The sequence below is a fragment of the Pseudomonas sp. AFG_SD02_1510_Pfu_092 genome (assembly GCF_003331055.1).
In the GTDB taxonomy this organism is placed as follows: Bacteria; Pseudomonadota; Gammaproteobacteria; order Pseudomonadales; family Pseudomonadaceae; genus Aquipseudomonas.
Genome location: NZ_PUQD01000009.1, coordinates 96019 through 119994, shown reverse-complemented (window position 1 = coordinate 119994; position 23976 = coordinate 96019). Strand labels below are relative to the sequence as shown.

Annotated in this window: 27 protein-coding genes and 2 pseudogenes; 12 read left to right on the top strand and 17 right to left on the bottom strand. The window is 63.8% G+C overall.

Going from position 1 to position 23976, the window contains the following annotated elements; genetic code table 11:
* The 3 genes and pseudogenes from C6A77_RS06985 to C6A77_RS25915 all read left to right on the top strand — a co-directional run.
* Positions 1-878: pseudogene (locus C6A77_RS06985) on the top strand (hypothetical protein); the annotation flags it as partial.
* Entirely contained in the window at positions 878-1648 is a 771-nt protein-coding gene (locus C6A77_RS25920; protein ID WP_241507396.1) for a DUF6708 domain-containing protein, read from the top strand. The pseudogene C6A77_RS06985 and the gene C6A77_RS25920, both read left to right, overlap by 1 nt.
* Positions 1649-1716: 68 nt before the next feature.
* On the top strand, positions 1717-2487 hold the full coding sequence (locus C6A77_RS25915) for a DUF6708 domain-containing protein (protein ID WP_241507395.1): 771 nt from the start codon (positions 1717-1719) through the stop codon (positions 2485-2487).
* Positions 2488-2512: 25 nt separating this feature from the next.
* Here C6A77_RS25915 and C6A77_RS06970 read toward each other — a convergent pair whose 3' ends face one another.
* Positions 2513-3400 (bottom strand): DUF2950 domain-containing protein, encoded by an 888-nt coding sequence (locus C6A77_RS06970; protein WP_114168791.1) that lies wholly within the window; start codon positions 3398-3400, stop codon positions 2513-2515.
* A complete protein-coding gene (locus C6A77_RS06965) occupies positions 3397-4863 on the bottom strand; it encodes a DUF3300 domain-containing protein (RefSeq protein WP_114168790.1) in 1467 nt (488 codons plus the stop codon). Before C6A77_RS06965 ends, C6A77_RS06970 begins: the two co-directional genes overlap by 4 nt.
* Before the next feature lie 243 nt (positions 4864-5106).
* Between C6A77_RS06965 and C6A77_RS06960 the strand changes: the two genes are divergently transcribed.
* Both C6A77_RS06960 and C6A77_RS06955 read left to right on the top strand, forming a co-directional pair.
* Positions 5107-5358 carry a hypothetical protein gene (locus tag C6A77_RS06960; RefSeq protein ID WP_114168789.1) on the top strand — a complete coding sequence of 84 codons (252 nt, stop codon included), beginning with the start codon at positions 5107-5109 and terminating at the stop codon, positions 5356-5358.
* Positions 5359-5438: 80 nt separating this feature from the next.
* Complete coding sequence (locus C6A77_RS06955; protein WP_114168788.1) at positions 5439-6158, top strand: TorF family putative porin; 720 nt, start codon at positions 5439-5441, stop codon at positions 6156-6158.
* 23 nt (positions 6159-6181) lie between these two features.
* On the opposite strand, the gene C6A77_RS06950 is transcribed toward C6A77_RS06955, so the two are convergent.
* Complete coding sequence (locus C6A77_RS06950) at positions 6182-6592, bottom strand: RidA family protein (RefSeq protein ID WP_114168787.1); 411 nt, start codon at positions 6590-6592, stop codon at positions 6182-6184.
* 190 nt (positions 6593-6782) lie between these two features.
* Between C6A77_RS06950 and C6A77_RS06945 the strand changes: the two genes are divergently transcribed.
* Positions 6783-7103 carry a hypothetical protein gene (locus tag C6A77_RS06945; RefSeq protein WP_114168786.1) on the top strand — a complete coding sequence of 107 codons (321 nt, stop codon included), beginning with the start codon at positions 6783-6785 and terminating at the stop codon, positions 7101-7103.
* A gap of 45 nt (positions 7104-7148) precedes the next feature.
* Here the strand turns inward: C6A77_RS06945 and C6A77_RS06940 are convergent, their stop codons facing one another.
* Positions 7149-7361, bottom strand: a complete 213-nt coding sequence (locus C6A77_RS06940; protein ID WP_114168785.1) for a PLDc N-terminal domain-containing protein — start codon at positions 7359-7361, stop codon at positions 7149-7151.
* Between the two features lie 221 nt (positions 7362-7582).
* On the opposite strand from C6A77_RS06940, the gene C6A77_RS06935 reads away from it, so the two are divergent.
* On the top strand, positions 7583-8590 hold the full coding sequence (locus C6A77_RS06935; RefSeq protein WP_114168784.1) for a GlxA family transcriptional regulator: 1008 nt from the start codon (positions 7583-7585) through the stop codon (positions 8588-8590).
* Positions 8591-8723: 133 nt separating this feature from the next.
* Here the strand turns inward: C6A77_RS06935 and C6A77_RS06930 are convergent, their stop codons facing one another.
* Positions 8724-9395 (bottom strand): TetR/AcrR family transcriptional regulator, encoded by a 672-nt coding sequence (locus C6A77_RS06930; RefSeq protein ID WP_114168783.1) that lies wholly within the window; start codon positions 9393-9395, stop codon positions 8724-8726.
* Between the two features lie 228 nt (positions 9396-9623).
* Here C6A77_RS06930 and C6A77_RS06925 point away from each other — a divergent pair, with 228 nt between their 5' ends.
* From C6A77_RS06925 to C6A77_RS06910, 4 genes are all read left to right on the top strand, one after another.
* Positions 9624-10604, top strand: coding sequence for an aliphatic sulfonate ABC transporter substrate-binding protein (locus C6A77_RS06925; RefSeq protein WP_114168782.1), 981 nt, complete (start codon positions 9624-9626; stop codon positions 10602-10604).
* Positions 10605-10620: 16 nt separating this feature from the next.
* Positions 10621-12012, top strand: a complete 1392-nt coding sequence (locus C6A77_RS06920; RefSeq protein ID WP_114168781.1) for an LLM class flavin-dependent oxidoreductase — start codon at positions 10621-10623, stop codon at positions 12010-12012.
* 106 nt (positions 12013-12118) lie between these two features.
* Positions 12119-12955 (top strand): bifunctional allantoicase/(S)-ureidoglycine aminohydrolase, encoded by an 837-nt coding sequence (locus C6A77_RS06915; RefSeq protein ID WP_013972924.1) that lies wholly within the window; start codon positions 12119-12121, stop codon positions 12953-12955.
* 89 nt (positions 12956-13044) lie between these two features.
* On the top strand, positions 13045-13644 hold the full coding sequence (locus C6A77_RS06910; protein ID WP_114168780.1) for an START domain-containing protein: 600 nt from the start codon (positions 13045-13047) through the stop codon (positions 13642-13644).
* A 418-nt stretch (positions 13645-14062) separates the two neighbouring features.
* Here the strand turns inward: C6A77_RS06910 and C6A77_RS06905 are convergent, their stop codons facing one another.
* The 8 genes and pseudogenes from C6A77_RS06905 to C6A77_RS06875 form a co-directional block, all read right to left on the bottom strand.
* Complete coding sequence (locus tag C6A77_RS06905) at positions 14063-14287, bottom strand: hypothetical protein (protein WP_114168779.1); 225 nt, start codon at positions 14285-14287, stop codon at positions 14063-14065.
* Between the two features lie 71 nt (positions 14288-14358).
* Positions 14359-15072: pseudogene (locus C6A77_RS06900) on the bottom strand (DUF72 domain-containing protein).
* A 77-nt stretch (positions 15073-15149) separates the two neighbouring features.
* The gene (locus tag C6A77_RS06895) at positions 15150-17588 is read right to left on the bottom strand and encodes a TonB-dependent receptor (RefSeq protein ID WP_114168778.1); all 2439 of its coding nucleotides are present in this window, start codon (positions 17586-17588) and stop codon (positions 15150-15152) included.
* Between the two features lie 77 nt (positions 17589-17665).
* Complete coding sequence (locus C6A77_RS06890) at positions 17666-18502, bottom strand: FecR domain-containing protein (protein ID WP_114168777.1); 837 nt, start codon at positions 18500-18502, stop codon at positions 17666-17668.
* Positions 18499-19023 carry an RNA polymerase sigma factor gene (locus tag C6A77_RS06885; RefSeq protein WP_114168776.1) on the bottom strand — a complete coding sequence of 175 codons (525 nt, stop codon included), beginning with the start codon at positions 19021-19023 and terminating at the stop codon, positions 18499-18501. The genes C6A77_RS06890 and C6A77_RS06885 overlap by 4 nt, the downstream gene beginning before the upstream one ends.
* Before the next feature lie 85 nt (positions 19024-19108).
* Positions 19109-19762 (bottom strand): DUF2238 domain-containing protein, encoded by a 654-nt coding sequence (locus tag C6A77_RS06880; RefSeq protein WP_114168799.1) that lies wholly within the window; start codon positions 19760-19762, stop codon positions 19109-19111.
* A gap of 43 nt (positions 19763-19805) precedes the next feature.
* On the bottom strand, positions 19806-19964 hold the full coding sequence (locus tag C6A77_RS25695; RefSeq protein ID WP_164497659.1) for a hypothetical protein: 159 nt from the start codon (positions 19962-19964) through the stop codon (positions 19806-19808).
* A 15-nt stretch (positions 19965-19979) separates the two neighbouring features.
* Positions 19980-20783: a gamma-glutamyl-gamma-aminobutyrate hydrolase family protein gene (locus tag C6A77_RS06875; RefSeq protein ID WP_114168775.1), complete on the bottom strand. Its 804-nt coding sequence runs from the start codon at positions 20781-20783 to the stop codon at positions 19980-19982.
* A 148-nt stretch (positions 20784-20931) separates the two neighbouring features.
* Here C6A77_RS06875 and C6A77_RS06870 point away from each other — a divergent pair, with 148 nt between their 5' ends.
* Entirely contained in the window at positions 20932-21624 is a 693-nt protein-coding gene (locus C6A77_RS06870; RefSeq protein ID WP_114168774.1) for a type 1 glutamine amidotransferase domain-containing protein, read from the top strand.
* Between the two features lie 69 nt (positions 21625-21693).
* Here C6A77_RS06870 and C6A77_RS06865 read toward each other — a convergent pair whose 3' ends face one another.
* The 4 genes from C6A77_RS06865 to C6A77_RS06850 all read right to left on the bottom strand — a co-directional run bounded on the left by C6A77_RS06865 (position 21694) and on the right by C6A77_RS06850 (position 23953).
* Positions 21694-22500 carry a DUF3618 domain-containing protein gene (locus C6A77_RS06865; RefSeq protein WP_114168773.1) on the bottom strand — a complete coding sequence of 269 codons (807 nt, stop codon included), beginning with the start codon at positions 22498-22500 and terminating at the stop codon, positions 21694-21696.
* Positions 22497-22925 carry a phage holin family protein gene (locus C6A77_RS06860; RefSeq protein WP_114168772.1) on the bottom strand — a complete coding sequence of 143 codons (429 nt, stop codon included), beginning with the start codon at positions 22923-22925 and terminating at the stop codon, positions 22497-22499. Before C6A77_RS06860 ends, C6A77_RS06865 begins: the two co-directional genes overlap by 4 nt.
* Positions 22925-23584: a hypothetical protein gene (locus tag C6A77_RS06855; protein WP_241507394.1), complete on the bottom strand. Its 660-nt coding sequence runs from the start codon at positions 23582-23584 to the stop codon at positions 22925-22927. Before C6A77_RS06855 ends, C6A77_RS06860 begins: the two co-directional genes overlap by 1 nt.
* Positions 23585-23701: 117 nt before the next feature.
* Positions 23702-23953 (bottom strand): hypothetical protein, encoded by a 252-nt coding sequence (locus tag C6A77_RS06850; protein ID WP_114168771.1) that lies wholly within the window; start codon positions 23951-23953, stop codon positions 23702-23704.
* Between the last annotated feature and the right edge of the window lie 23 nt (positions 23954-23976).

Genomic DNA, 23976 nt, shown 5'->3' with positions numbered 1-23976 from the left:
TGGCCAGGTACGGCGGTGCAATCAGCGCGCTCGCGGGTGTCATGGATGCGGCGCAATACGTGAATGCGCTGGTCCGGGCAGATCGCCAAGGGGACAAGGCTTCAGCCGAAAGCTACAGTCGCGCAGCCCGATTAGCCGCATTTTCTGCAATCTCAGGCGTTTATTCAGCACTATTCGCAACCTCACTGCTCGGCCCTGTTGGCTTTACGATTATTCTTGGTCTAGCCGCCTATACGCTGGCGACGCGTGCCAAAAATCAAGAATCGTCATTGTTGGAACTGTGGTCTCGACATAGTCGATGGGGATTACCAGCGGATCATCGGCGCTGGGAGAGTTCACAAGACTTTGACACCTCAATTGGCGCATTGAACGCGGCCACTCTGGGAGTGACGGCGCACGCGTCAATTGATAGTCGACTTCAATCATTCCGCAATGGGCAAACGCCAGAACAAACAGGAGCCTTCATTAGCGATGGCGCTGCTGTCGCGGCAGGTTTTCATCTCGCCTTACAGATAAACCTGCCAAATTTCAGCGCCGACGACGCACAGTACAAATGGCAACTGACTGTATACCCAGCAGGGCTTACCCGACAACCATTTCACCTCCATGGCAACAGCTCACGCCCGAAAATAATCGAATACGTCCCCGAAGAAACAAAAAACACCTTTGCCAACCCTGAAAGCGCCAGCGATTACGTACAGTTAAAAACTCTAAACAAAACGCTACACATCAGCAATTCCATCCCACTACTAGAAAACCACAACATAAAATCGATTGAACTAACACTTACTTACTGGCCAAACAAAAACGAACAGTCGCTTTACGCAAAAGTCATATCACTAGAAAACAGATTATCATCCATAAAGAGTTTATTTTAATGCCACGCCCGCTCCTTAATCCGCCATGCACAGGCTGGGTAGAAGACCTTCCGCACCCCGATGCCCTCCCTACAATCGAAGCCAGTTTAGGAAATCAGAGTGCAAACCACTTAGACTCCATCTACCTTGAAGTCCCGAGAACCATCGGTTTGGCAAGGGAAATTATATTTCTGCTCACACTGCTAACTATCGCATTCACCATACTTCAACCCGGCCCCGTGATATCCAGTTTTACAGACCGGGATTTCGGACTGCTGCTACTGGATATTTTAATCCTCGCCTGTGAAATATGGGCATCGGTTTTTTTCATCAGGGTGAGCATAGGTCCCCCCCGAGACGAACCTCTTCGCTTCAACCGTGCCCGTAGAAAAATGTATGCATACAACTTCAAGCACTGTTGGTGGAAGCCCTTCGGAACCTGGAAAGTCGAGGCAGTTTGCTACGACTGGTCCCAAGTCCGCGCCGAACGCTGGTCACAAACCGGCGTACTGCCGAACGGTGGGGTCGTTTTCAAATGGGGGGTCATGCTGTCCATCGTCGCGCCTGGTACGAACAATGTCATCGACCGTTTTCGCTTAAATACCATGGGTGCTGACCAACATGCCTGGGCTTACATCTGTACCTACATGCGGCAAGGCCCCTCAGCCCTCCCGCCACCCGGCGAACCCAAGGACCACAACGATGTGCTCTGGTGCGAATTCGCCCTGCGTCTGGCACCCAAGGTCAACTGGCCAACCGACATCGACCTGGAGTCACGCACCGCGCCCTAAGTCCACTAACGACCCTATGGCAGCGGAGCGCGACCAAGAGAAAAACTTAACCTGTAAGGATTATATTTATGCCTCGTCCGCTACTTGCTCCTCCATGCAAAGGCTGGACGGAAGACCTGCCCTACCCTGACACCCCTGCCACTATCGCAGCCAGCCTGGGTGAAAAAAGCCCGAACCATCAGGATCTTGTCTATCTTGAAATACCCAGAACGCTCGGCTGGGCGAGAGAAATAATGGCGCTTCTCTCACTGCCATCGATCGCCTTCGCCTTGCTGATATCCTACGTAATGAAAATGAGCTTTGAATCCAGAGATGTCGAGCGCCTATTCATTGGTCTATTATTCTTCGCGTATGAAATATGGGCATCGGCACTCTTTATCCGAATGAGCCTATCTCCGCCCCGAGACGAACCACTTCGGTTCAATCGAGCACGAAAAAAGATCTACGCATACAATTTCAGATATTGCTGGTGGAACCCTTTCGCCACTTGGAAAGTAAAAGCAGTTTGCTACGACTGGTCCCAGGTTCGCGCCGAACGCTGGTCACAGAACGGCGCGCTGCCAAACGGTGGGGGCGTTATCAAATGGGGAGTCATGCTGTCCATTGTCGCGCCAGGCACGAACAACGTCATCGATCGTTTTCACTTAAGCACCATGGGCCTCGACCAGCATGTCTGGGCCTATGTCTGCACTTACATGCAGCAAGGCCCCTCAGCCCTCCCGCCACCCGGCGAACCCAAGGACCACAACGATGTGCTCTGGTGTGAATTCGCCTTGCGTCTGGCCCCCAAGGTGCACTGGCCAGCCGAGATGGACCTGGAATCGCGCACCTCCCCCTGAACCGGCGCCGGGAACTACGACTTGCTCAATCCCCCGCTGGCACATCGACCACCTTCCAGCTGTCATCCGGGTCGAAGCGTTTCATCTCCTTGGCCAGTATGTCGCCGTGTGGCCCGAGGTCTTTCTCGAAGATCTGGCCGTCATGGCTGATCATGAAGCTCATCACCCCGGTGTCGTCGTACTTGGCCGGCCAGCCGACCATGGCGAAGCCGCGGCTCATCTGGTTGCCGATCAGGTAGCTGTAGGCGCCGCCCGGGGCGGACGGGCCTTGGCCGTCGAGGATGCGGAAGTGGTAGCCATACCAGGCGTCGCCGACCCTGTCCTGGCCGAACAGCGGCCCCAGCGGGCTGACCTCGCCGTCATCGTCCCAGTACAGCCCGTCATGCTTGCCGGGTTCGCTGAAGATTTTCTGCGCATACTCCAGCGCACCGTTGCCGTTGTGGTCCGCGCTGGCGTAGTCCATCTGCGCATCGTGATAGGCCAGCAGCGACTGCATGGCCCCCAGCTCGTTGCGGCCAATGCGCCGGGCGCGGATTTCGGCGCTGCCGGCCTTGAGGTCGAAGCGCCAGCCCTGGCTGCTCTTGGTCAACGGGATGGGCAAGGTCCAGTGATCGCTGCCCACGGCCAGGATCGCCTTGCCCTCGCCCACGCTGTCCAGGCTGTGCTGCGCGCGATACTGCTGCAGGAAGGTGTCCACATCACTGCGCTGCACACCGCCGCGCGGGATATAGGTACGCCAGTCATCGCCCAGCAACTGAGCCAGGCGCGCTTCATCAGGTTGCGCCTCGCCCAGCGCGGCGACGAAGGATTCGACAGCTTGCTCCGGCGTCGGGAAGGCTTGCTGTGCAGCGGCCAGGGTGGACCAGGCCATGCCGGCGGCGAGTACCAGTGCTGCTAGCGCTTGACGGTTCATCGACGGCCACCCCCGCCGCGACGTGCCGGTGCACTGGGCCGGGAAATCTGGTGCCCGGCGGCACGCGATGCGCCTGGCCGCTGGGCGAACGACTGGCTGGTGCGGCCGCGGCTGGCCTGCGCGCTGGTGCGCGAGGGCGAGCGCACGCCATCGAAGGCATTGTTGCGGGCCCGGCCGGCGCTGTTGGCGGGCCGGTTCTGTGCCACTTGCCGTGCCTGGCCCTCGCCCGACCGGCGCTGACTCACCTGGTTGTCCTGCCGGCGGGCTTGGCCATCGCGGGTTTCCTGGCGGCGCTCGCTAGCCCTGGCAGTGTCATGACGGGACTGCATGCGATTGCCGACCGCGTTGTCCGCCTTCGCCTCACGCATTTGCTCACGTGCCTGACGGTTACTGGTCGCCGGCCGTTCAATACCGGCGCGGTCCATCGAGGCCCTGGCCTTGTCCCGCGCCTGGGCGCGCTGGGCGTCGTCACCGCGAAACGCGGTGCGCTGGCTGGCGCCGCCGAGCTGGCGGCCATACTGCTGGCGGCTGCGGGCATCGCGATAAGGCACGCCGTCGCGGTTGGCGGCGTTGTGCTGCCATTTGTTCCGGGTGTTGGTGATGCGGTTATTACCGTTGATGTTGTTGTAGCGGTTGACGTCGATGTCGATATCGTTGTTACCCCAGTCACAGTCGCCCCACAGCGAGGCGACGATGGCCACGCCGGTGCCGAAGGCGAGGCCCGACAGCAGCGCGGAACCGGGGTAGTACATCGGTGGCGGCGGGTAATAGGCCGGCGGTGACGCCGGATAGGCCCAGGTGCCATAGGTGGTGGTCGGGTTGTAAGTGGGCACGTAGACCACCTGCGGGTCGGCCGGCTCGATGACGATCGTGGTCGGCGGCGCGCTGGCGGTGACCACCTGGGTGCTGCTGGCGCTGGACGCGGGTGCCGCTGCCGGCGCGGTCGTGGTCTGCACGGTCACGTTCTGGTACTGGTTGCTCTGCAGGTTGCCGGCGGCCTGGGCCTGGTGGCGCAGGCGCTGCACGCTGCCCATCAGATCGTCGGGCTGGGCGAGGAAGGCGTCCCCCAGGCGCTGCACCCAGACCGGGTCCTGGCCGAGGGTCGCCAGCACCTGCGGGAAAGCCACCAGCGCCTGGACGCTCGGGTCCCAAGGCTGTTTCGCCACCTGCTTGACTGCCTCGTCGCCGGTGGCCTTGGGATTGGCCTTGGACCAGGTCACGGCTTCGCTGACCTGGCCCGGGTAGGTCGATGCCATCAGCACCTGGGCCAACAGCGGATCGGGGTACAAGGCGATGGGCGCAGTCATCTGGTCCAGTTGCTCCTGGGTGAACACCGCGTCCTTTGCCGCCGTGGCGGCCGCGGGCGCCGGGTCCGGCGCGGGTACCTCTTCGGCCAGCACCAGGCCAGGCGCAGCGCCCAGGCACAGGAGCGTCGACAGGACAGCAAACAATGGCATGCGCATCGCTTATCCCCACAAGGTCAGACCGCGTGGACTAAGGGTAGCAATGGCGGTGGGTTTGGCCAGAAGCGCGGGCACAACTTTTCGTGTGCCAAAGGTGAAGGGTTGCTGCTTTTCCAGCACGCCCTCCGGTCTGCTATAGCCATCGATAGTCACTATCGAGAACGGCAATTTCTGCCGAACGACATCGCCGAATAACCTAGCTCCATCGCCTCGCCGCCCATCTTCGGCCCCTGGAGCTACCTGATGAACACCCTGGCCCGCCTGCTGCCCACCACCCTTGCGCTGTTTGCCGTCGCCGTCATCAGCGGCTGTGCCAACCACCCCGAACTGCGCCCTTACAGCGCCGACGAAACCCGCCAGTTGCAACTGGAAGCCCTGCAACGCCGTGGCCTGTCGCTGGACGACTACGAGCAGCAACGGCGGGTGATCCAGCGTGCCGGCAACCTGCCGGTGGTGACCGAAGCCGCCGACATCGACCGCTCGAGCAGAGGCTGAACGGGCTGACCAAGGTTTTCTCGCGGCACCTGCACAGGTATGCTCTAGCGCTCAACCGCAAGCCTTCCAGGACGGAGACCATGACCAGGCCCCTTCTGTTGCTGAGTGCTGCACTGCTGTTCAGCCCACCACTGCTCGCCAAGCAGATCGAACGCGAACTGGGCGACTTTGACTTCACCCTCGGCACCACACCTTCCCGCAGCATGGCCCAAGGGCTGATTTCGCCCACCGCCATCGGTGCATTTCACGGCGGCCTCGATTTCAGCCACGCCAGCGGCTGGTACCTGGGCCAGTACGCCCCGAGCATGGGCGTGACGCCTGATTCCACCCTGCGCCTGGACAGTTATCTGGGCTACAAGCACCGCTTTGACAGCAGCCTGGGATACGAGGTGGGGTTGATCCATTACAGTCAGCCCAACATCGCCGGCCCCGACAGTTACGCCCTGTACGGCGGCGTGTCGGTGCTCGGCAGCCGGTTCGGCGGGGCGTTGCGCGACAACCCCGACAACCGCACCGGCACCTTGTTCGCCGACTTCGGCCATCTGCCGCTGTTCGACGTCGACCTGACCGTCAAGCTAGCCCATCACCGCCTCGGCACGCCCTTCACCCTCGGCGATGGCCAGCAGGTAGATACCTTTTCCGATTGGTCGCTGGAACTGTCGCGGCCCTGGCTGGGTATCGACCTGAACCTGATCTACAGCAGTTCCAGCCTCAGTGGCGCCGGCTGCGACGCCTATTCGGGCATGAACAGCTATTGCGACAGCATGCTCACGCTCAAGGCGCAGCGCAGGTTTTTCTAACGGCGCGGCGCCAGCGCCTGGCGCTAGACCGCGGCTACGGCGTCGATCTCCACCAGCATGCCGTCCAGCGCCAGCCGGGGTACCGGAATCAGCGTGCAGGTCGGTTTCAGGTGCGGGCCCCAGGCCTTGTCTGCCTCGGCGACCCACTCGCGCAGGCGGGCTTCTGAGTGCTCGACGATCAGCAGGGTCAGCTTGAATACCTGGGCCAGGCTGGCGCCTTTCGAGTCCAGGGCGATCTGCAGGTTGGTCAGCGCCTGGCGTGCCTGCTCGGCGAACAATGGCGACAGTTGCCCGTCGCGGCCCTCCCCGCCCTGGCCGGCGATGAACAGCAGGCGGCTGTCGGCACGCACCTCGGCGACATGGGAGTAGGCATTGCCACTGGGGTCGTAGAGACCTTCCGGGTTGCTCAGCCGAAATGCCGGTGAATGAGTCATGACGCGCCCTCGCTCAAGTAAAAGAGTGGCGCAGTATCAGACCTTGAGTTCACTTGAGGTCAAGCGCGCGGTGTAGGACGTTTCGTACAGTGCGCCTGCCCCCTTGAACCACGCGTCTGTATGCGCGGCGGCCGTCAGGCGCTAGATTGCGTGTCCCGGCACGGAGGCCTGCACGCAACAAGGAAAACCTATGAGCACACACGATTTTCAACTCGCCTATACCATCAAGCCGCGTGACCCGGAACGCGATGAGCCAGATGCCGCCCAGGCACGCCACCACCTGCGGGAAAACCTCGGGCTGGACACCGTGGAACATATCGAAACCACCCTGCTAGGCCTGGTGCAGCTGGAAAACACCACGGTGGAGGGCCGTTCCCGGGAAGCGGAACGGCTGATTCGCGAACGCATTCATGGCGAACTCAAGCGCCTGCATGTGCTGTCCAGCGTCAAGTTCTACGGCAGCTTGATGGTCAGTGGCCTGGGCCCGGCCATACGCATCAATATCCTTTAGCAACAGCAATGGCATCAGGCGCCCCCGCGCCTGATGCCGAACCGCCTACTTTTCTTCCAGTACCGCCCTGCCCTTCACCGCCCGTGGGCCGCGCCAGGCCCAGAACAACAAGCCGGGGAACGGCGCGTACACTACAAAGACGATCCACAGCATCTTGCGCTCGGCGCGCCGATCACTGCCGATGATGTGCCAGATTGCCAGGATTTCCAGCAGAATCACCAGCATGGCGACGATGAACCAGATCGTTCCGATTTCCATGAGCATCCTCCCAATGGCATGTACTGCTTTGGGTGCCAAAGGACGCTGCGGGTTCAGATTGATTTATCCCCTCAATGACGCAAGCGTCAGCATTGCGGCAACCGGCCAAGCCAGACCGGTTGTCTGAACACGACCTGCAATGCGCCAGGGCCACCCGGGAGATTGTCTTTCCCCCAGCCACCCGCCACACTCTCGAAGCCAGCCAGGAAGCGGAGTCCAGAGTGCCCACGCCACGCCAGTTCAGCAAGAAGACCAGCACCAGCAACATGCTGCGGCTGAAGACCACCAGCGCCAATGCCCAGGCACCCTACCGGGTCGACTTCGTATTGCTCGAACACTTCTCGATGGCCAGCTTCACCGTGGCCATGGACGTGCTGGTCACGGCCAACCTGCTGCGCGCCGACAGCTTCCGCTTCACCCCGCTGTCACTGGATGGCGACCGCGTGCTCAGCGACCTGGGCCTGGAGCTGGTGGCCACCGAGTTGTCCGCCGAGGCGCTCAGGGAGCTGGACCTGCTGGTGATCTGCGGCGGCTTGCGCACGCCCTTGAAGTACCCCGAACTCGACCGCCTGCTGGGCGATTGCGCGGCCCATGGCATGGCCCTGGGCGGGCTATGGAACGGCGCCTGGTTCCTTGGCCGCGCCGGGGTGCTGGACGATTACGGCTGCAGCATTCACCCCGAGCAGCGCGCCAGCCTGTCCGAGCGCAGCCCGCAGACGCGCATCACCCCCGCCAGCTTCACCCTCGACCGCGACCGCCTCAGCGCCGCCAGCCCCAACGGCGCCATGGAGCTGATGCTCGGCCTGGTGCGCCGCTTGTATGGTGACGGGCTGGCCGAAGGCGTCGAGGAAATCCTGTCGTTCTCCGGTGCCCGCTACCGCCAGGTCGGGCCCGGGGCGAAGAAGTCGATGAGCCTGCACCTGCGCACCATCGTCGAGCTGATGGAAAACAACCTCGAGGAAACCCTCAGCCTCGACCAACTGGCCGCCTACAGCGGGCGCTCGCGGCGGCAGATCGACCGGCTGTTCCAGGCCCAGCTGGGCACCTCGCCACGGCGTTACTACATGGAGTTGCGCATCACCAAGAGCCGCCGCCTGCTGCAGTATTCCGACCTGTCGGTGATGGAGGTGGCGGTGGCCTGCGGGTTTGTTTCGGTGTCGCACTTCAGCAAGTGCTATGCGGCGTACTTTGGCTACCCGCCGTCGCGCGAGCAGCGGTTGGGCGAGTGATAGCCGCCTGTACCGGCCCTTTCGCGGGTAAACCCGCTCCCACAGGACCGTGCCAGTCTTGAAGACTGTACGGCGCCCTGTGGGAGCGGGTTTACCCGCGAAAAGGCCGGTACGAGCAGTAAAAAATCGCCGATCAGGCGCGGATGTAACGCAACACCGCATCGCCAATCATGGTTTTGTGGCGCTGCTTGATCTGCTCATCGGACAGGTCGATCTGGAAGATCTCGCCAAAGGTGTGGCGGTTGGACACCCGGTAGAAGCAGAACGAGCTCATCAGCATGTGCAGGTCGATGACTTCGATACCTGCGCGGAACACCCCGTCCTGCACGCCACGGTGCAAGGTATTGGCCAACGCCTGGAGCACCAGGCTGCTCATTTCGCGGATCGCCGGCGACTGCTTGACGTACTCGCCGTAGTGGATGTTCTCGGTGCAGACGATGCGCACGAAGTCGACGTTGCGGTCGTGGTGATCGAAGGTGAACTCCACCAGCCGGCGGATCGCCTGTTCGGCCGGCAGCGACTCCAGGTCCAGGCTCTGCTCGGTCTTGCGGATGTCGCCATACAGCTTGATCAGGCACTCGCAGTACAGCTGCTCCTTGCTGCCGAAGTAGTAGTAGATCATGCGCTTGGAGGTGGCGGTGCGCTCGGCGATGGCATCGACGCGGGCACCGGCCAGGCCTTGCTGGACGAACTCGTTGACGGCGGCCTGGAGGATGTCCTCGCGGGTTTTCTCCGGGTTGTTCTTGCGCGTCTTGCGCCCCCCGGCGGTTTCAGGCTGGCCAAGGCCGACTACGGAATCACTCATACCCACTCACAGGCTGTTTATTGGAATGTGGCGATTATCCGCGAGCGAGGCCATGCAGGGAAGCACGCTGTTGGTCGGGTAGCCACCCGGCGCGGCACAGCGCCATAAAACAAACGGATATAAAAATAACAAAACAATCTAACAAACCGACATATAAAAATTGAAAGCCAAACGCCGCCTCCTTAGTCTGGATACATCGTTTCCCACCCGACTCAAGGAGCAACGCCCATGCCTTCCCGTGCCTTTTCGCCCCTGCGCCGCCTGCTGATCGGCGGCTTGCTGGCCAGTGTCGCCAGTACCTTGCTGCCCTGGTCCCAAGCCCTCGCCGACGAGGCCAAAACCCTGCGCATCGGCTATCAGAAATTCAACAGCATCAACATTCTCAAGGGCAGCGGCGCCCTGGAGAAGGCCTTGGCGCCACAGGGGGTGAAAGTCAGCTGGCATGAGTTCGCCGCTGGCCCGCAACTGCTCGAAGCCCTGAGCACCGGCGCCATCGACCTCGGCCATGCCGCCGACGCGCCCTCGGTGTTCGCCCAGGCCGCAGGCAAACCGGTGGTTTACCTGGCTGCCGAGCAGCCCTACCCACGCGGCATCGGCCTGGTGGTGCGCGAACAGGACCACTTGGCCAGCGTACAGGACCTGAAGGGCAAACGCGTGGCCACCGGCCGCGGCTGGAACGCCCAATACCTGCTGGCCGTGGCCCTGGAACAGGCCGGCCTCAGCTACCGCGACATCACCCCCGCCTACGTCAACAACGCCGCCGATGCCGTGGCTGCCCTGCAGTCGGGCAGCGTCCAGGCCGTGACCCTGTGGGATCCGTTCCTGGCCGCCGCAGAAAGCCAGCCCGGCCTGAAGAACCTGCGCGACGGCAGTGGCCTGTCCAACAACCGCACCTTCTACCTGTCCACCGCCAGTTTCGCCGACCAGCATCGTGAGTTGCTCAAGACCTTCTTCAGCGAACTGGGCAAGGTCAGCCAGTGGGCCAACGCCAAGCCTGCAGAAGTCGCCGCGTTGCTCGCGCCACAGCTGGGGATCAACGCCAACGTGCTGGCAGTGGCCAGCGAACGGCGCAATTACAACGCCGTGGCCATCACCCCGCAGATCGTTGCCGAACAACAGAAGCTGGCTGACACCTTCCAGGGGCTGGGCCTGATTCCACGCAAGCTGCAGGTGGCCGAAGCGGTCTACCCGGCTTCCGTATTGCCTTGAACGGAGCGCACCTGGCATGCCCCGCCCGATCCGCTTCAACGCCTTCAGCATGAATGCCGCCAGCCACCAGTCCCCCGGGCTGTGGCGTCATCCGCGCAACACCAGCGTGGCCTTCAACCGCCTGGATTACTGGACCGACCTGGCCCGCCTGCTCGAACGCGGGCTGTTCGACGCGCTGTTCATCGCCGATGTGCTGGGTATCTACGACGTCTACCAGGGCGGCCCCGAAGCCGCCCTGCGCGGCGGCGTGCAGGTACCGGTGAACGACCCGCTGCTGCTGGTACCGGCCATGACCGGGGTTACCGAACACCTGGGCTTTGGCGTGACCTTCTCGCTGACCTACGAGCACCCCTACCCCTTCGCCCGGCGCATGTCCACGCTCGATCACCTGAGCAATGGCCGGGTCGGCTGGAACATCGTCACCGGCTACCTCGACAGCGCCGCGCGCAATCTGGGCCTGGCGCGGCAGCTGGGCCATGACCAGCGCTACGACCTGGCCGAGGAATACCTGCAAGTGTTGTACAAGCTCTGGGAAAAAAGCTGGGACGATGACGCGGTGCTGCTGGAGCGTGACAGCGGGCGCTATATCGAGCCGTCGCGGGTGCACCCCATCGCGCATGCCGGCGAGCACTTCCAGGTGCCGGGCATGCACCTGTGCCAGCCCTCGCCGCAACGCACGCCGGTGTTGTTCCAGGCCGGCGCTTCGGCACGCGGCCAGCAGTTCGCCGCACGGCACGCCGAATGTGTCTTCATCAGCGGGCCGACGCCGACGGTGTTGCGGCGCTACGCCGACGGCATCCGCCAGGCCAGCGAGGCGGCCGGGCGCGGCCGTGACGAGGTGCTGATCTATGCCCAGGCGCTGTTGATCGTCGCCGCCACCCGCGAAGAGGCCGAGGCGCGCTTCGCCGAGTATCGCCGCTATGTCGACCTCGACGCCGCCCTCGCCCTGCTGTCGGGCTGGACCGGTATCGACTTCGCCGGCGTCGACCCCGAGGCACCGATCGAATATGTCGAGAACGATGCGGGGCGTGCCGCCCTGGCCGCCTTTACCGCCGCCGACCCGAACCGCCGCTGGAGCGTGCGCGAGGCCGCCGAGTTCATCGGCCTGGGTGGCCGTGGCCCGGTGCTGGTGGGCTCGGCCAGCGAGGTTGCCGACCAGCTGGAACGCTGGCTGGAGCAGACCGGCATCGATGGCTTCAACCTGACCTACGCCGTGCAGCCGGACGACCTGGCCCAGGTGGTCGAACTGCTGGTGCCGGAGCTGCAACGGCGTGGCCGCTATCCGCTGAGCTATGCCGAAGGCAGCTTGCGGCACAAGCTGTTCGGCCAGGGCGACCGCTTGCCGGAACGGCATGCCGGCCGCCAGGTGAACATTCAGCCAGCAAATACCGGGTATTCCAACATTTAATTTGTGGATGGCACGCACTCGCCCCTATTCTGTCGCCACATCCCCTGCGCCGCACCGGCCGGTGCGGTTCACGGCATGGGGAGAGAACAACAAGTCGAGATCGTCCATGTCGAACCATTCGTACTTCGCCCCCCACGGTGGGCACCCGGCTCAGACCGAGCTGCTGACTGACCGTGCCATGTTCACCGAAGCCTATGCCGTCATACCCAAGGGCGTGATGCGTGACATCGTCACCAGCCACCTGCCGTTCTGGGACAAGATGCGCATGTGGGTCATCGCCCGCCCGCTCACCGGTTTTGCCGAAACCTTCTCGCAGTACATCGTCGAAGTTGCCCCGGAAGGCGGCAGCGAGCGCCCTGAGCTGGACCCGAACGCCGAAGCCGTGGTGTTCATCGTCGAAGGCGAGCTGGACATCACCGTCGAAGGCAAGCACCACACCTTGGTACCGGGTGGCTACGCCTTCCTGGCCCCGGGCGCCGAGTGGAGCCTGCGCAACAACAGCAAGTCCAACGTCACCTTCCACTGGCTGCGCAAGCATTACCAGAAAGTCGAAGGCCTGGACGTGCCTGAGTCCTTCGTTACCCACCGGGACAACGCCACCGTCATCGAGATGCCGGGCACCGAAGGCCGCTGGGTCACCACCCGCTTCGTCGACATGGCCGACATGCGCCACGACATGCACGTGAATATCGTCACCTTCCAGCCGGGCGGCGTGATTCCGTTCGCCGAGACCCACGTGATGGAACACGGCCTGTACGTGCTGGAAGGCAAGGCGGTATACCGCCTGAACCAGGACTGGGTCGAGGTCGAGGCCGGCGACTTCATGTGGCTGCGCGCATTCTGCCCGCAAGCCTGCTACGCCGGCGGTCCAGGCAAGTTCAGCTACCTGCTGTACAAGGATGTGAACCGTCACGTGCACCTGACGCTGAACCCCAAGCGCTAAGCGCAGGTCGATGCCCGCAAGCCCGCCAATCTGGCGGGCTTTGCGTTTGCCGCGCATACTGAAATACCCATCCCCGCGCGGTACCCGCCATGAACCGCCGCCTGCTGCTTGCCGCCCTGCTGCTGCCCTGCCTCGCCTCAGCCGCCGATGACTGGAAGCTGGCCTACGACCGCGAAGGCATCCGTGTGTACCTGAGCAACGTTGCCGATTCGCCGTACCAGCAGTTCCGTGGGGTCAGCACCATGCAGGCCAGCGTTCGCACGCTCACGGACCTGCAGGAGAACCTGCGGGTGGCCTGCAAATGGCTGTACGCCTGCGCCGAGATGCGCTTGCTGGATGTGCAGGGCGACAGCACCTGGGTGTACCTGACCACCGACCTGCCGTGGCCGACGATGCCGCGTGACATCGTGCTGAGGGTCACCACCGAACGCCTGGACGATGGTACGCTGCTGCGCCACCTTAGCGCCGAACCCGGGAAAATCCCCAACGTGGCCGGGCTGATCCGCGTGCAGCATGTCAGTGGTGAGTGGCGGATGAAACCGCTGGGTGAGCGCAAGACCGAGGTGACTTACCAGTTGCAGGCCGACCCTGCCGGGGATGTGCCGGGATGGCTGGCCAACCGGTTCGTGGTCGATGCGCCGGTGGTGACGTTGCGTACGTTGCGAGCGGTGGCCGAGCGGCAGCCATGACCCGGGGCTTACGCAGGCCATGGTGTAGCTCAACGAGCGGATGACGCTGGCTACACGATCACGCGAACACCGGCGCAGCCAGTGCCAGGCACCGCGTCGCCTGCTTCGCGGGCGCGCCCGCTCCCACAGGGAACGATGTAGCCCCAGGCTTGCGCAGTACTTGTGGGAGCGGCTTTAGCCGCGAACACCGGCGCAGCCGGTGCCATGCACCACGTCGCCCGCTCCGACAGGGAACGACGCAGCCCCGGGCTTGCGCGGTACTTGTGGGAGCGGCCGTGGCCGCGAACACCGGCGCAGCCGGTGCCATGCATCGCGTCGCCCGCCCCCACAGGGAACGACGCAGCCCCGGGCTTGCGCAGTACTTGTGGGAGCGGCCGTGGCCGCGAACACCGGCGCAGCCGGTGCCAGGCACTGCCGTTCAAGGCTGTGGTTTGCCCTCGGCATCAGCCAGGCGTTGCCTGATTTTTCGGGTCTGTTCTTCCTGTTCCTTGATCGACGTCGGCGTGATCACTTTGTCCACCACCTCGGTATCCGGGTCAGGGTTCTCCAGCACTGGGTCAGTCGCTTGCTCGCCGCGCTGCGCCTCTTCAGAGGAAATCGGCCGGGGAACCTTGTCGCCGGTCTTGCCATCGGTGTGCTTCATGAACGCGTCCTCGTATCAGCCAAGTGTTTTCAGAAGAGCCTGTACACAGCCGAAAGTTTGATCGGCTTGCTTCAACGCAAACGCTGCTCAAGGTCCAACGCATTACCCAACGCCGCGCCGGACGCTGTGTTGTCGAAAATGCACCATGTGGGCACACCCGCAGCTCGGCTGCGTTGCAATCGTTCGGCCAGGCCTTGCAGGTAAGCCGTGGAGTACTCGCTATGATAAATCCGCGGCTCGCCATGCAGGCGCCAGTAAACCAGCCCGGGCCAACCACCCGGCAGCGCATCGGTGGCGAAACGCGAAGGGCTCGCCGCGACCTGGGCGATGCGTAGGTCGCTCAGCATTGCCTGCGCCGACTGCCAACTGGCGTGCCTGGGCTCGATCGCCACCGCCCCGGCATAGCGTTCGCGCAGGCTTTCGAAGAAGCGCTGCGCCACCGGCTCGGCAAAGCCCAACGACGGTGGCAACTACACCAACAGGCAACCCAGGCGCTCGCCCAATTGCCCGCACTCGGCCAGAAACGCCTCGAGCGCCGGCTCGCAGCGTTCCAGGCGTTGCTCATGGGTGATGGCTTTCGGCAGCTTGACCGCAAAACGAAAACCCTCAGGCACCGATGTGGCCCAGCGGGCATAGGTTTCCGGCCGATGGGGCCGGTAGAAGCTGCTGTTGATCTCCACCGCGTTGAACCTGGCAGCGTAGCGTTGCAGGTGGCTGCCGGGCGCAGCAAAAGCATCGGCGTACTGGCGTGACAGGCTCCAGCCCGCGCAGCCCAGATGAATCATCACAGCCCCTCCACGGGTTCGTCGTCACAGCTGTGACTTACCGCCAGGCGGCAAGGTTCACACTGCCTGGACGGCGGTCACCAGTCGTGCGTATAGCTGGCCGTCAGCACGGTGCCGGGTGCCGGCAGGTGGCTGGTGTTGTTGTTATTGCGCAGCAACTGGCTGTACAGCGGGTAGTAGTCACGATTGAACAGGTTCTGAATGCCGACGCTGACCTTGTCGTCCGGGGAAAGCTGATACTGGCTGACCAGGTCCACGGTGGTATAGCTGCTCACCTGGTGCCGACCGAAGCTGTCGATGCCATCGAGCCGGTAGTCCTTGCCATCGAAGAACGTGGCTTGCAGGCGGTTGCTCCAGTCCAGACTCGGCTTGTACTGCACATAGGCGGTCAGTTTCAGCGGCGGAACGCGATAGCCGGTCATGTCCTGCCAGCCTTTGCCGTCCGGCTTTTCGCGCCCGCGCATCCAGGTGGCACTGCCGCCAGCGCCCCACACCGCATCGTCGGTCAACCAATCGGCACTGGCCTCGGCACCGTAGATGCGCTCCTTGGTGCGGGTCAGAATCAGGCCATTGTTGAAACTCTGCACATCACCCAGTTTGGAGGTGGTGTAAAACACCGCCAGGGTGCCCAGCGTGTTGCTCCCCAGCTCACCCCGCCAGCCAAGCTCGTAATTGTTGGTTTTCACCGGCTCCAGGTTCGACGCCCCCAAGTCGAAGCCACGCCGCGCGTTGCGCAACTGGATGCCCACATCAGGCAGCTGGAAGCCCTGGCTGAACGACGCGTAGATTTCCTGGCCGAGCACCGGCGAATAGACGATGCCGAGGTTGGACAGCAGCGCATCGTAATGAATCTCGCCGCCTTCCACCGCCACCGGCGAGGCAGCCGTGGCTTCGGACAATGGAACGAAGTCATCGAATTCGGCGGTGGAGTATTCGTAGCGCAGGCCGCCATCCACCGACCAGTGCTCATCGAAGCGATGCTGCAATTGCGCGAACGCCCCGGCGCTACGGGTCTTGAGCGGCGGCATGTAGGTGAGCTTGCCGATCTTGTCGAACACCAGCCCGCCGCTGGCATCGTAAGCCGCCGGGTCGAACACATCGATCGGCATGTCGCTGCGCTCTTGGTTGTAGTCGCCGCCCCACACCAGTTCGGTGTCGCCGCTGCTGCCGAGCGGGGTGCGCAGGGTCAGGCGGCTGCCGAACACCTCGCTGTTCTGCATGATCTGGTCGACGTTGCCGCCACGGGTGGCCACGGCGCGGGCATCGAACGGCGTGAAGCGGGTGAAGTAGTCCCGATAGTACATTTGCGCAGACAGCTTGCTGCCGAAAACGTCGAGGTGCTCGTACTCGAGGTTCACCAGGGTATTGCGAATATGGTTCTGCTCATCCAGGTCCAGGCCTTTGATCGCATTGGCCGGCACCGATCCTGCCGGATACCGGGCCACGCTCGGGTCGGTGGCGTAGTCGGTATCCTGGCGCGCCTCGTAGTGGCTGGCGGCAAGCTGGATGCGCTGGTCGTCGTCGATGCGCAGCCCCAGCTTGCCGCCGATGTTGTAGCTGTTGGAGTCGAACAGGTCGCCCTGGCTGGGCTCCGGGGCGATCCGCTCGCCGTGCGCATCGTACGAGGCACCGGTGTGGCGGGTACCGAAGTCGAACGAATAATCCACCGCGCCCTGGGAGCCGGCGAAATACTGCGGGAACTGGCCGCCCAGGCCATCGCGGCCCAGGCGGCTGAGCGGTGAGGTGGCGCTCAGGCTGGTTTCGCCACGGTTTTCGCCACCGGCAGGCCGTGTGGTGATGGAAATGATGCCACCCGTGGCGCCGCTGCCGTAGATGGCGCTGCTGCCACGGATGACCTCGACCCGTTCGATCAGCGCCGGGTCGATGTTGGCCAGGTTGCGCGAAGAGTCGCGGTTGGTGTTGAGCGGCACCCCGTCGACCATCACCAGCATGCTGCGCCCACGCAGGGTCTGGCCGTACTCGGTGACCGTGCGGCTGGAATCGGACATGCCCGGAATGGCCTTGGCCAGGACCGTGGCCAGGCTCTCCGAGCCCTGGCGCAGTTCCTGCAATTGCTCATGCTCGATCAGCGTGGCTTGCCGCGTCGCGGAAACCAGGCTGCTGCTGGTACGCGAGGCGGTGATTTCCATCTGCGCCATTTCCACGGGTGCGCTGCGGGGTTCGGCAACGGCACTGGGTGCAGCCTGCGGGACGATGATGAACGTGCGCTCATCCTTGGCCTGCACGTGCAAGCCGCTGTCCTTGACTAGCGTCTGCAATGCCTCCTGCGCGGTGAACCGGCCCTTCACCGCCGGCGCCTTTCGGCCAGCAGCGACGTCGCCGGCAACGATGATCTGTACCGAAGATTGCTGCGCAAGGGTGTTGATCGCCTCGTCCAGCGGCGCGGCAGGCAAGTCCAGCGCCAGCTTTTCCTGGGCCTGGGCCGACACGGCGATAAGCAGGCTACTGGCAAGCAACGACAGGCGTAATTGACGACTGGGCAAGGGAAACTGCACGACTCGAATTCCTTTTTGTGGGTGGGCTTTTTCACTAGCCGCCCCGCGAACCGGAAAACCCTACCTGCGCCCGACGATTATTTTTGCCCCGCTTTGCGGCGGATCAGCACACTGCCGTCCCCTTGCTGCTGCACGGCAACCGGCAGGATGCTGGGTAGCAGCGCCAGCAGCCGCTCGACGTTGCGCGTCTCGAACACGCCCGTCACCTTCAACCCGGCCAGGCTCGGGTCGTTCAGGTGAATGGCAGCCTTGCGATAGCGACGCAGCACCGCCACCGCCTCGTCCAGCGGTGTCTGCTCGAACACGATGCGCTCGTCCTTCCAGGCCATTGCCTTGGCAGCGTCGACCTTCGCCACGGGCCGCAGCTGCCCAGCAATTGAGTCGACCTGCTGCCCCGGCACAAGCTGCACAGCCGGTTGCGCGGCTGCCGCTACAGCGACATCCACCCGCCCGCGCGCCAGCGTCACCCGAACATCGTCGTTATCCAGGCGGCGAACATTGAACAGCGTGCCGAGCACCTCGACCTCGGTAAGCCCGGCGCGCACCACGAACGGCCGGTACACCGCCGAGGACACATCGAACAGCGCTTGCCCGCCGCGCAGGCTGACCTCACGGCTGCGCAGCCGCCAACTGACATCGACCTGGGTGCCGCTGTCGAGCAGCAGCTTGCTGCCATCGCTCAGCTGTACAGCGCGCCGCTCGCCGATAGCGGCAGCGAAATGCTCACGCTCGTAAGCGGGGTTCAGCCAGGCCAAGGCGGCGAAGCTGAGCGCAACCGCCAGCGCGGTAGCCGCAGAACTCGCCACCCTGGTTTTCGCAGGCCTGGCCGGCGGCAGCGGGAACAACTGCTTGAGTTGTTCGCGATGGCGTTGCAAGGCGTCGTCCAGCGGCGCCTGCCCGGGCTTGTCCGTCATGCCTGCACCTCGTCACGGCCAAGCCGCTGCCGGCATGCGGCCACGCCCAGGCGCAGGTGCTTTTCCACGGTCTTGATGGAAAGACCCAGGTGTTCGGCGACCTCGGCCTGCGGCATCTGGTGAATCTTGTGCATGATGAAAACGGCTCGACAGCGCGGTGGTAGACGTTCAATGGCCTCGGCCAGCAGTTGCAGTTCGCGCTCGGCATCATACCGGTGCGCCGGGGTGGCTGCCGGGCAAGCCACCTCCGGCAGTTCGGCAAACGCCTGGACCCAGGCGCCCCGGCGGCGCTCGCTGCGGTAATGGCTCACGGCGGTGTCGCTGGAGATCTTGCGCAGCAAGGCCAGCGGCGCACGGATGTCTTCTTTCTCACCGCGCTCGAGCAACTGCAGGCACACATCATGCACCATGTCGCGGGCCATGCCTCGGTCACCGAAGCGGCGGCGAATGTGGTCCACCAGCTCGTCATAGTGACGTACCAAGGTAGACAGCAGCGTCGGTTTGGCGGGCTCGAACGACACGTTGCATCCTGGCGCAAGGCTGGCGGCGAAGAAAGGCGGCAAGTGTAAATGAGAAATAATCGCGAATAAATACCATCTTTCACTTCTAGTGCGCCGTAGCGTGATGCTTGCCTGACGCAATGCGCAGGCCCAGCAAGCACACCAGCGAACCCAACAAGGCCAGGGCCATGTCCTTCTGCGCATCCCACGGGTCTTTCTGCGTCGCCAGGAAGGCTTGCGCCTGGTCGTCGCCCAGGTATTGGCCACCGACCCACTCCACCAGTTCGTACAGTGCCGAGGTCGCAAGCACCATGGCGAGCGTGCACAACACCAGCCAGCCACCGCGCAGCGGGCTTTGCCGTTGCAGCAGCTCGCGGATCGGCAGGGTGAACAACAGGCCGTAGCTCAGGTGAACCAGGCGGTCGAACTGATTGCGCTGCCAGCCCATCCAGGCATTCAGCGAGTGCCCGGTGAGTGTATCCAGCCAAGCGTCGTAAGGCACCTTGGCATAGGTGTAGTGCGCGCCCAGCTCATGAATCAGCAACAGGCCAAGGATGCCCAGATAGGCCGCCAGCGAAAACCGCCAGCGGCGCAGGGTAAGCACCAGGCCCAGCAACAACGCTAGCGGCAAGACGTTTTCGATCAGCCAATCGGCCCGGTCAAGCGGCGCCAGCCCGGAGGCCAGCACACTCAGCGCGCCCAGTGCCAGCAGGCCCGCCGCCTGACATTGGGTCGCCGGTGGGCTGCAGCTGGCTGGCATGCTGACGTTCTCTTTCATCGCCTGGCGCCCGGGGTGCTCCTGTTCACAGCGATTCGCCGTCGTCCTGAATGTCCTGCTCTGCCTCGTCGGCATCCGTGGCATCGGCATCATTCAATGGTGGTGACGAAGGTTTTAGTGGGTCGTTGATGAACGGCACCTTGCTCGGCCCCTGCTCTTCCAGCCCTTCGGTTTGCGGTTGCATGGCTATTCCTCCGGATCACCTGCCATTGGAGGGTTCGCTGGCGGCAATGTTCAGTTTTTGCCGGCAGCGTCCGGGGCGCTGCGCCGCCCGGGCTCGGCACGCTTCACCAAACGCGCGGAAGATCGCCAGGTACTGAGGGTAAAACATCACCTGCCATTCCGGGTGCCATTGCACACCCAGGGCAAACGCCCGGCTGCCTTGCACGGACAGCGCCTCGACCAGGCCGTCCTCGGCCACGGCTTCGATGCGCAGCCCTTCGCCAACGCGCTCGATACCTTGACCGTGCACCGAATTGACCTCGATCACCTCCGGCAAGCCCAGCCGCTGCAGCACCCCGCCGGGCCGCACCGTCAGCAGATGGACCGGTGCGTACTGGTCTTCGACCGGTTCGTTGCTCGGCGGCTCGTGCTCGGCGCCGGGCTGGTGCAACTGTTGCACCAGGCTGCCGCCGAAGGCCACGTTCATCTCTTGGAACCCTCGGCAGATGCCCAGCACCGGCAGGCCTGCAGCAACCGCCGCACGCCACAGTGGCAACGCCAGGTGGTCACGCGCGGCATCGTGCTGGGTGCCGGGCGGGCTGGGCGGCCCGTCGTAGTGGTGCGGCTCGATGTTCGACGGCGAGCCGGTGAACAACAACCCGTCCAGGCTATCGATGATGTCATCGATAGCGAGCAGTTCCGGGAACATCGGCAGGATCAGTGGCAACCCTTTGGCCGCGCTGGCCACCGCCCGCGCATTCTTGTCGTCGTTCAATTGCACCGCATGCGGGCCCACCGTGTAGGAACAGGCAGTGACCCCGATGACAGGAAGATTTGGCATTGCGACCCCCGGTTGTCGTTTGCCTGCATTCGGCAGCCGCGCCGCGGCCATGGTTCCGGCAAGCTGATGGAACGCTTGCCGTGCACCACCCTCCCACAGTAATGCAGGGCGAGCGGCGCCCTGCCCTTGCTTTCGGAGAAAGGCCTGCATGAAAAAGATCCTGATGGTGCTGACCTCCCATGACCAGCTGGGCGACACCGGCAAGCAAACCGGTTTCTGGCTGGAGGAGTTCGCTGCGCCCTACTACGTGTTTGTCGATGCCGACGCCGACGTCACCCTCGCCTCGCCCAAGGGCGGCCAGCCACCACTGGACCCGAAAAGCGACGAAGCCGACGCCCAGACCGCGGCCACCCGGCGCTTCGCCCGCGACACCGAAGGGCAGATGGCGCTGGCCGACACGGTACCGCTCGGCGAAATCGACCCCTACCACTTCGATGCGGTGTTCTACCCCGGCGGCCACGGGCCGCTGTGGGACCTGGCCGAAGACGAGAACTCGCGTACCCTGCTGGAAGCGTTCTATGCCGCCAACAAGCCGATCGCTGCCGTGTGCCACGCACCGGGCGTGCTGAAAAACGTGAAGGCACCCGACGGGCACCCGGTGGTCAAGGGCAAACGCGTGACCGGTTTTGCCAATAGCGAGGAACAGGCGGTCGGGCTGACCGAGGTGGTGCCCTTCCTGGTGGAAGACATGCTCAAGGGCAACGGCGGGGAGTATTCGAAAGCGGCGGACTGGGCAAGCCATGTGGTCGAAGATGGCCATTTGATCACCGGGCAGAACCCGGCGTCTTCCGAAGCGGCGGCCAAAGCGTTGCTCAAGCGCCTGGCCGAGGAAGCCGCCTGACACGGACCCGCGATACGCACCAGGCACCGACCCCTTCAGCACAGGCGGAAGGGGCTGGTACCGGACGCCTCAGGAAGTAAAGCCCAGCCCGGATGACAGGTCGGAGCCGTCGGTGCTGCGCCCTGGCTGGGTCGGCGCTTTGCCTGCACTTTCCTCCAGGGACTGCGCGACCGACGCCTTGACCTCGCTGCCTTTGGCCTTGAGCGTGTCGGTCAGCTGGTCACTGGCCGCGCCCATCAGCTGGTCTTCCTTGCGGGTAGCGGGTAGCGCCGCCCCCAACGCAGCACCCAGTGCAATGCCCAGGGCGGCCAACACCAGCGGCTGCTCCTGCAGCAAATGATCGAACTGGCTTTTCACTGCGCTCGCCTGGTCACCGACCTTGTGCGCGGAACTGCGCAAGCTATCGGCGGATGCGCCCACGGACTCGCGCGCACCACTGCCAAGTTCACTGGCCCGGTCGCGCATGTCATGCGCCTTCATGCGCACTTTCTGGTTGGCATCGTGCATCGCCTCGCCTGCCGAGGCGAAGGCGCCCTTGACCGTTTCCACCGCCTCCCCCAGCTTGTCGCCAAGGCCCGGCCCCTGGTGCACCGGCCCCGGGTTGAATGGGCGGTTCTGGTTCAGCCCCAGCCACGCCAGGCCCAGCACGGTCAGGGTGGCAGGCACCGGGTTGTTCTTCAGGGTGGTGCCCAGGTTGTGGCAGAACTCACCGCCGTTACCCTTGGCATAGGCCAGCACCCGGTCGACCATCTGGCCCGGGCTGAGGCGCTGCTCCAGGGCGTCTACCAGGTCGCTGATGTGCTCGCGCTTGGCGTTGATTTCCTGCTCCAGCAGGTCCGGGTCCTTGTGTGCTTCATGTTCGAAGGCCGTGGTCATGGCAGTTTCCTCTTCAGCGTGTCCTTGTCCTGCTGCATGGCATGCAGGGTACGGTCAGGGGCCAGATGGCCAGGTTCGAACTGCTTTTTGCCCGACTGCAGCATGATGAAGCCGATCACCACCGTCACCGCACCGACGATCAGTGCCGCCAGCCAGGGCTGGACGACCAGCGCAAGCGCATAGACCGCCGCCAGCAACAGGATGACGAAGCCCGCCAGCACCACGATGGCGCCGGCCGCCACCGCTGCGGTACCGGCCTTGAGGGTGGCCAGGTTGTGCTGCAGCTCGGCCTTGGCCAGGGCCAGTTCCTTGGTGAACAGCTCTGGTACCTCGCGCATCAACTGGCGCAGCAGGCCGCCGACACCGACCGGGTCGTCAGCCGGCGTGTGCACGCCTGGGGTCGTGTGCAAAGAGTCCTTGTTCATCATTCGCCTCCTTTGAGCGCGTCGCGCTCGAACGGGCTGCCAGTGACCGGCGTGCCGGCACCCGGCCCGGTCGGGTCGACGGGGGTGTAGGGTTCGCGGGTGGATACGTCACTGCCCCGGTCGGGCACCACCGGTTGCGCATGCCGTTGTTCGCTCAAGCCCTCCCCGGCGCTGGCCGTTGCGGGGGTGGCAGAGGTGGCATGGCTGGCGCTGGCTCGCATGAAACGCGAGATGGCAAAGCCGACTGCCACGCTGCCGGCCAAAAACAGCGCCGGGTTGCTCTTGGCCAACTGCGCGCCGCGCTGCAACAGGCTTTCGGCACTTTCGTGGCGCACCTGCTCGGCAAACTCACCGACGCACTCCGCCGCCTGGGTCAGGTACTGGGACAGGCCCAGGCTGTCGTTGTCTTGCAGTGCCGCTGCCGCCGAGCGCGCCCCTTGTTGCAGCGAGTCGAGCTGATCGGCGGCGCTGTCGCGGTAGTGCTCCAGCTGCTCGCTACCTTTCTGCCTGGCTTCGCCCAGCAGTGCCCCGGCTTCTTCACCGATGGCGTGCACATGGTCCTGGCCGCGCTGGGGTGAAGAGGTCGAGCTTTGATCGGTCTTTTCCATCATTACGCCCTCGTAGCTGGTGGTGGACAAATGCCGGATTTCCGCAGGCATTCATGGGAGGGACGTGGCGATGTTGCGTCAAGTTCAGTCGCGATGATCTGTGACAGTTGCCCGCCGAACTAATGAACGGCACCCCGGTAATTCATGGCCTGCGGCCACCCGCGGGTGTCAGCGAGGGTGGTAATCCGCGCCAGCGATGGCCTTGAGAAACGCGCGATCGGCCAGCCGCCGCAAATCGCGCCATTGCTGCCACGGCACCAGGCCGAGGCGATCCATTTCATCGGCCTGGCGCAGCAATTCTTCGTGATGGCTGCTGGGGCACTCGCGGCGGCGTTCCAGGTCGTCGAACAGCAGGAACCAACGATTGATTGCTTCGAGCCGGCGCTGCTCGATGCTGATCTGCTCGGTGAGTGCATTCATGAAGGCGGTCCGTACGCTGTTTG

What these genes read in the sequence shown, in the direction of transcription:
- C6A77_RS25920 (WP_241507396.1), top strand. Translation starts at nt 878, where the DNA reads ATGCCACGCCCGCTCCTTAATCCGCCATGCACAGGCTGGGTAGAAGAC.
- C6A77_RS25915 (WP_241507395.1), top strand. Translation starts at nt 1,717, where the DNA reads ATGCCTCGTCCGCTACTTGCTCCTCCATGCAAAGGCTGGACGGAAGAC.
- C6A77_RS06970 (WP_114168791.1), bottom strand. Translation starts at nt 3,400, where the DNA reads ATGAACCGTCAAGCGCTAGCAGCACTGGTACTCGCCGCCGGCATGGCC.
- C6A77_RS06965 (WP_114168790.1), bottom strand. Translation starts at nt 4,863, where the DNA reads ATGCGCATGCCATTGTTTGCTGTCCTGTCGACGCTCCTGTGCCTGGGC.
- C6A77_RS06960 (WP_114168789.1), top strand. Translation starts at nt 5,107, where the DNA reads ATGAACACCCTGGCCCGCCTGCTGCCCACCACCCTTGCGCTGTTTGCC.
- C6A77_RS06955 (WP_114168788.1), top strand. Translation starts at nt 5,439, where the DNA reads ATGACCAGGCCCCTTCTGTTGCTGAGTGCTGCACTGCTGTTCAGCCCA.
- C6A77_RS06950 (WP_114168787.1), bottom strand. Translation starts at nt 6,592, where the DNA reads ATGACTCATTCACCGGCATTTCGGCTGAGCAACCCGGAAGGTCTCTAC.
- C6A77_RS06945 (WP_114168786.1), top strand. Translation starts at nt 6,783, where the DNA reads ATGAGCACACACGATTTTCAACTCGCCTATACCATCAAGCCGCGTGAC.
- C6A77_RS06940 (WP_114168785.1), bottom strand. Translation starts at nt 7,361, where the DNA reads ATGGAAATCGGAACGATCTGGTTCATCGTCGCCATGCTGGTGATTCTG.
- C6A77_RS06930 (WP_114168783.1), bottom strand. Translation starts at nt 9,395, where the DNA reads ATGAGTGATTCCGTAGTCGGCCTTGGCCAGCCTGAAACCGCCGGGGGG.
- C6A77_RS06925 (WP_114168782.1), top strand. Translation starts at nt 9,624, where the DNA reads ATGCCTTCCCGTGCCTTTTCGCCCCTGCGCCGCCTGCTGATCGGCGGC.
- C6A77_RS06920 (WP_114168781.1), top strand. Translation starts at nt 10,621, where the DNA reads ATGCCCCGCCCGATCCGCTTCAACGCCTTCAGCATGAATGCCGCCAGC.
- C6A77_RS06915 (WP_013972924.1), top strand. Translation starts at nt 12,119, where the DNA reads ATGTCGAACCATTCGTACTTCGCCCCCCACGGTGGGCACCCGGCTCAG.
- C6A77_RS06910 (WP_114168780.1), top strand. Translation starts at nt 13,045, where the DNA reads ATGAACCGCCGCCTGCTGCTTGCCGCCCTGCTGCTGCCCTGCCTCGCC.
- C6A77_RS06905 (WP_114168779.1), bottom strand. Translation starts at nt 14,287, where the DNA reads ATGAAGCACACCGATGGCAAGACCGGCGACAAGGTTCCCCGGCCGATT.
- C6A77_RS06890 (WP_114168777.1), bottom strand. Translation starts at nt 18,502, where the DNA reads ATGACGGACAAGCCCGGGCAGGCGCCGCTGGACGACGCCTTGCAACGC.
- C6A77_RS06880 (WP_114168799.1), bottom strand. Translation starts at nt 19,762, where the DNA reads ATGCCAGCCAGCTGCAGCCCACCGGCGACCCAATGTCAGGCGGCGGGC.
- C6A77_RS25695 (WP_164497659.1), bottom strand. Translation starts at nt 19,964, where the DNA reads ATGCAACCGCAAACCGAAGGGCTGGAAGAGCAGGGGCCGAGCAAGGTG.
- C6A77_RS06875 (WP_114168775.1), bottom strand. Translation starts at nt 20,783, where the DNA reads ATGCCAAATCTTCCTGTCATCGGGGTCACTGCCTGTTCCTACACGGTG.
- C6A77_RS06870 (WP_114168774.1), top strand. Translation starts at nt 20,932, where the DNA reads ATGAAAAAGATCCTGATGGTGCTGACCTCCCATGACCAGCTGGGCGAC.
- C6A77_RS06865 (WP_114168773.1), bottom strand. Translation starts at nt 22,500, where the DNA reads ATGACCACGGCCTTCGAACATGAAGCACACAAGGACCCGGACCTGCTG.
- C6A77_RS06860 (WP_114168772.1), bottom strand. Translation starts at nt 22,925, where the DNA reads ATGAACAAGGACTCTTTGCACACGACCCCAGGCGTGCACACGCCGGCT.
- C6A77_RS06855 (WP_241507394.1), bottom strand. Translation starts at nt 23,584, where the DNA reads ATGCCTGCGGAAATCCGGCATTTGTCCACCACCAGCTACGAGGGCGTA.
- C6A77_RS06850 (WP_114168771.1), bottom strand. Translation starts at nt 23,953, where the DNA reads ATGAATGCACTCACCGAGCAGATCAGCATCGAGCAGCGCCGGCTCGAA.